General features: G+C 71.5%; 2 protein-coding genes and 1 pseudogene. 1 reads left to right on the top strand and 2 read right to left on the bottom strand.

The annotated features are described in order from the left end of the window. Window positions 1-110: 110 nt before the first annotated feature. Window positions 111-233: pseudogene (locus tag ACWD3D_RS32925) on the bottom strand (EsaB/YukD family protein); the annotation flags it as partial. 257 nt (window positions 234-490) lie between these two features. On the opposite strand from ACWD3D_RS32925, the gene eccCa reads away from it, so the two are divergent. Next, a complete protein-coding gene (gene eccCa / locus ACWD3D_RS32920; RefSeq protein WP_451464393.1) occupies window positions 491-4426 on the top strand; it encodes a type VII secretion protein EccCa in 3936 nt (1311 codons plus the stop codon). A gap of 140 nt (window positions 4427-4566) precedes the next feature. Here eccCa and ACWD3D_RS32915 read toward each other — a convergent pair. After that, window positions 4567-5319, bottom strand: a 753-nt coding sequence (locus ACWD3D_RS32915; protein ID WP_451464392.1) for a S8 family serine peptidase, incomplete at its 5' end; no start/stop codon positions are given.

Here is a 5319-nt window from a genome sequence, read left to right as displayed (position 1 = left end):
CTGGCTCTCACTGCATCACCAGAACAAGGCCGCGGCCACCTACGCCGCCACCGGCGAGCGCCGCGCCAGGCTCGGCAGCCAGGTGATCAACTCGCGAACCCGTCGACGCAGTACCGGAGCAACGTGGGAAGGAGGTCGGCCACCGGCACGTCCACCGGGACGGCGAGATCGATGGTCCTGGAGGGTGCCCGGACGGTGAGGCGGCACAGGCTGGCCACCGAGGTGTCGCTCATGGTCGGCACATTCGCTTTCGCGGAAGGTGATCAGGTGGGACGGATGCGGCGGTGAGATCCTGGCCACACATACGTGTGTGAGTCGGTACCTGACTGATCCGTCTATCGTGTGCAGAGTACCCCTGCCGCCGGGCCGGCTTCACAGCCCCGCCTTCCGTCAACGGGCCCGGTGAGATCTCACCGGTTGCTGCCCCGAAGGAGCCGATTCGTTGAGTTCCGTGCTTTTTCGCCGTCCCGCGCGCCGTCGCGGACCTGACATGCCTCAGGGGGAGTTGAGCCTTCAGGAACCCCCGGTACTCGCCGAGACGGTTCCCGACAACTCCGCGGTGTGGACATACATGCCCATGGCGATGATGTCCGTCTCCATGATGCTGATCTTCCTGCGCCCGGGTGGGTCGAACGGTGTGTTCGTCTACCTGTCCCTGGGGCTGATGGTGCTGGCCTCGGCCGCGATGATCATCGGTCAGTTCATGCGGCGTACCAGTGAGCGCAAGCAGCGGTTGCGGGGGGAACGACGGGACTACCTGAGATACCTCGGGCAGATCCGCAAGCAGACCCGACGCGCGGTGATGGAACAGCAGTTGGCGTTGGCCTGGCGCCATCCCGAGCCTGCCGCCCTGAGCTCGCTGGTCCGTACGACACGGCTGTGGGAACGCCGGGGCAAGGACGAGGACTTCGGGGAGGTCCGGATCGCCCTCGGTGACCAGCAGCTGGCGGTGAAGCTGACTCCACTGGCCACCAAGCCGGTGGAGGACCTCGATCCGCTCTCCGCGCACGCCCTGCGCCGCTTCATACGTGCCTACAGCACGGTGCCCGGGCAGCCGGTCGCCGTGTATCTGAGGTCCTGGGCGAAGGTGTTGATGCGCGGTGACGCCGCGGTCCGGCGGAGCGTGGTGCGGGCGATGATCGCGCAGCTTGCCGTGTTCCACGCGCCGGAGGAGCTGTGGATCGTGGTGTGCGCCGCGGACGAGCACCGGTCGGACTGGGAGTGGGTGAAGTGGCTTCCGCACAACCAGCATCCGCAGGAGGAGGACGGGGCGGGTCCGACGCGGATGGTCGCATCCACCTTCAACGACCTGGAGGAGCTGCTGGGGGCGGAGTTCGGCGAGCGCCCCGCCTACGACCCCGAGGGGGTGCCCGGCCGTGAGGAGCCGTACACGGTCGTCGTCCTGGACGGGGTGTCCGTACCCTCCGGGCACCGCCTGGACGGGCAGGGGTTCAGGAACGCGGTCGTCGTCGACCTGGCCGACACCCTGCAGTGGCGTCCCGGCCGCAGCACCCTGCGCCTGGACGTGCGGTCCGACCGGATCGGCCTGGTACGCACCGACCGCACCCGCAAGGAGCAGACCACGAGCCTCGGCAGACCCGACGCCCTGGGACCGGTGGCGGCCGAGTCGTTGGCCAGGACGATCGCGCCGTTCCGCATGCGCCTCGCCGTGTCCGCGGCCGAACCGCTGGCCGCCGACACCGAGCTCACCACGTTGCTGGGCATCACCGACCTGCACCGGCACGAGCCGGCGGCCCTGTGGCAGCGCGCCAGTGGTTCGTCGAGGCTGCGGGTGCCGATCGCGGTCGGCAGCGACGGGCTGCCGGTCGAACTGGACATCAAGGAGTCCGCGGAGGGCGGCATGGGACCGCACGGCATGCTGATCGGCGCCACCGGATCCGGCAAGAGCGAGCTGCTGCGCACCCTGGTCCTGGGTCTGGCCCTGTCCAACTCCTCGGAAACCCTCAACTTCGTCCTGGTCGACTTCAAGGGCGGGGCCACCTTCCTCGGCCTGGACGAGCTGCCGCACACCTCGGCGGTGATCACCAACCTCTCGGACGAGGTCGCGCTCGTCGCACGTATGCAGGACGCCCTGCACGGCGAGCTGATCCGCCGCCAGGAGCTGCTGCGGGCGGCCGGTAACTACTCCTCGGCCCTGGAGTACGAGAAGGCGCGCGCCTCGGGGGTCCCTCTGGCGCCCCTGCCGAGCCTCTTCGTCGTGGTGGACGAGTTCAGCGAACTCCTTTCCGCCCACCGCGAGTTCATGGAACTCTTCGTGATGATCGGGCGCCTGGGACGATCCCTGGGTGTTCATCTGCTGCTCGCGTCCCAGCGCCTGGACGAGGGGCGGATGCACCAGTTGGAGAGCCACCTGTCGTACCGGATCGGTCTGCGCACCTTCTCGGCGATGGAGAGCCGGGGCGTGCTGGGCGTCCCGGACGCCTACCAGCTGCCCTCCCAGCCCGGCAGCGGGTATCTCAAAAGCGGTGTCGAGGCGCTGACCCGCTTCCGCGCTGCCTACGTGTCGGGCGAGTACCGCAGACGGGGCGGCGCGGTCGCCCAGGCCCGGGTGGCCAGCCAGGTCGTGCCGTGGACCTCGGGGTACGTGGTCCCACGCGCGGTCGCCCCGCCCGCCGTCACGGAACCGGCCGAGGAGGAGCAGAACTCGGGTGACAGTCTGCTGTCGGTGGCGCTCGACCGGCTGCGTGACGCGGGACCGGGAGCGCACCAGGTGTGGCTGCCGCCGCTGGGTCTCGCCCCTCGGCTCGACGAGTTGCTGCCCGGCCTCGCGCCCGACGCCGAGCGCGGGCTCACAGCGGCGCGGTGGCCGGGGACCGGGCGTCTGAGGGTGCCGGTCGGACTGGTCGACAAGCCCTTCGAGCAGCGCCGCGATCCGCTCGTGGTGGATCTGTCCGGGGCGGAGGGGCACGTCGGCATCGCGGGTGGTTCGCAGAGCGGCAAGTCCACGCTGCTGCGCTCCCTCATCGCCTCCCTCGCACTCAACCACACCCCGCGCGAAGTGCAGTTCTACTGCCTGGACTTCGGTGGCGGCACGCTCGCCGGGCTCTCGGGTCTGCCGCACATGGGCGGTGTCGCGTCGCGGCTGGACAGCGAACGCATCAGCCGGACCGTGGCCGAGGTCACGGCCGTCCTCAACCGGCGCGAGCAGTTCTTCCTGGACCACAACATCGACTCGATGGCGACCTACCGTCGTCGCCGCGCGGCCGGTGAGTTCGCCGACGAGACGCACGGTGACGTGTTCCTGGTCGTGGACGGGTGGGCGACGCTGCGCCAGGACTTCGACAGTCACGTGGCGACGTTCAACCGGGTCGCCGCCGGCGGCCTCAACTACGGCATCCACCTGATCATCACCGCCTCCCGCTGGATGGAGATGGCGACGCCGATCCGCGACCAGATCGCCACCCGGCTGGAGCTGAAGCTCGGCGACCACATGGACTCGGTGGTCGATGTCCGGCGGGCGGCGCTCGTCCCGCGCGTCCCCGGGCGGGGACTCACCGTCGAGGGCAAGCTGCACTTCCTGTCGGCGCTGCCCCGCATCGACGGCGGCGGTTCGGCCGACGACCTCACCGAGGGGGTCACGGACCTGGTCGAGCGGGTCGCGGCGGCCTGGACCGGTGCTCCGGCGCCGGCCGTCCGGATGCTGCCGCACCGCCTTCCCGCCGCGGAACTGCCCGCGGCCGAGGGCGTGGCCGGTCTGCGGATGCCGTTGGGCCTGGACGAGGAGACGCTCTCGCCCGTCTGGCACGACTTCAGCCGCACCCCGCACCTGATGGCCGTCGGCGACACCGAGAGCGGGAAGACGAATCTGCTGAAACTGGTGACCTCGGCGATCACCGCCCGGTACACCCCGCAGGAGGCGCGCATCCTGGTGGTGGACTACCGGCGGGAGCTGGTGGAGGCCATCCCCGAGAAGTACCGCCTGGGCCACGCCGTGTCCCTGTCGGCGCTCCAGGAGCTGATGGGCGGCTCGAAGCGGGCGCTGGAGACACGTATGCCGGGACCGGACATCACCCCCGCCCGCATGCGTCAGGCGGACTGGTGGGCCGGTCCGCGCCTGTTCGTCCTGGTCGACGACTACGACATGCTGGGCGGCGGCGCCTACGACCATCCCTTCGCGCCGATCTTCGACTACCTGGCACTCGGACACGAGGTCGGCCTGCACGTCGTGGTCGCACGGTCCGCCACCGGAGCCGGCCGCGGGATCGGCGACCAGCTGCTGCGGCGGCTGGGCGAGGTCAACACACCGGGTCTCCTGTTGTCCTGCCCGCCGAGCGAGGGCTACGTCTTCGGCAACGTCAAGCCGCGCACCCTGCCGCCGGGCCGGGCCCGGTACATCGCCCGGAACAAGGCGACGCTGCTGCAGACGGCACAGGTCGAAGGGGCACCGGAGCCGGAGAGCCGTTGACCGCGCGTAGGCCGTACCGGGGCACCGCCCGGTACGGCCTACGCCGGCACCTCACCTCGGCACCCGTCCGTCCTCACCGTGTCCGGGGCGACGGCCGACGCCCGTACGCGGGAGACGGCGCCCCGCCCTCCGACGGCGCGTCAGGCCCGGGGCGGGCGCCATCCGCGGGCTCTGCCGCGCGGGACCGCCGCGGCGGCCCAGCCGGCCAGCAGGACCACCGCCGCCCCGAGCGCGGAGATCAGCAGGGCCGTGCGGGTGGCCCGTTCTCCGCGTGTGTGGTCCGGCATGCGCACCTGCTCCTCACCCGGTCCGGTCACGGCGCCGACCGCCCTCGACCCGTCGGTGACCGATGCGACAGCGGCATAGGCGTCCAGTCGTGGTACGTCGTCGGGGTAGGCGGTGGACGTGAGGCGCCGGGCCACCTCCGCCGCGGAGAGCTCCGGGAACCTCGACCGGACGAGGGCAGCCGCCCCGGCGGTGTACGCCGCGGCCAGTGAGGCGCCGGAGCCGACGAAGTGCCCGCTGCCGCGGGGGCCGATCCCGACGACGCCGTCGCCGGGGGCCGCCAGGTCGGCGTGGAGCGGGAGCAGCGCGGTGTCGGGGCGGCCCCCCTGGACGTCCACGTCCAGGACGCTCAGTACACCGCGCGAGGCGGCGGGCCAGTAGTCCCGCGGTGGCGGGGCGCTCGCCCCGTCGGCGCCCGCCGGTGGGTCCGGCACGGCTGCCGCCACGACGAGGGCGTCGTGCTCGGTGGCGTAGGCGACCGCGTGGTCCAGCGCCGACGACGCGGTGTCGAACGCCGCCGAGACCTCGACGACCCGGGCGACAACGAGGAGGCCACCCTCCCGGGTGTCGCCTTCCGTGACGTCAACGAGGCGTACACCGAGTCGACC

Source organism: Streptomyces sp. NPDC002690, from assembly GCF_053592415.1.
This window is presented reverse-complemented; position numbering and strand designations above follow the sequence as displayed.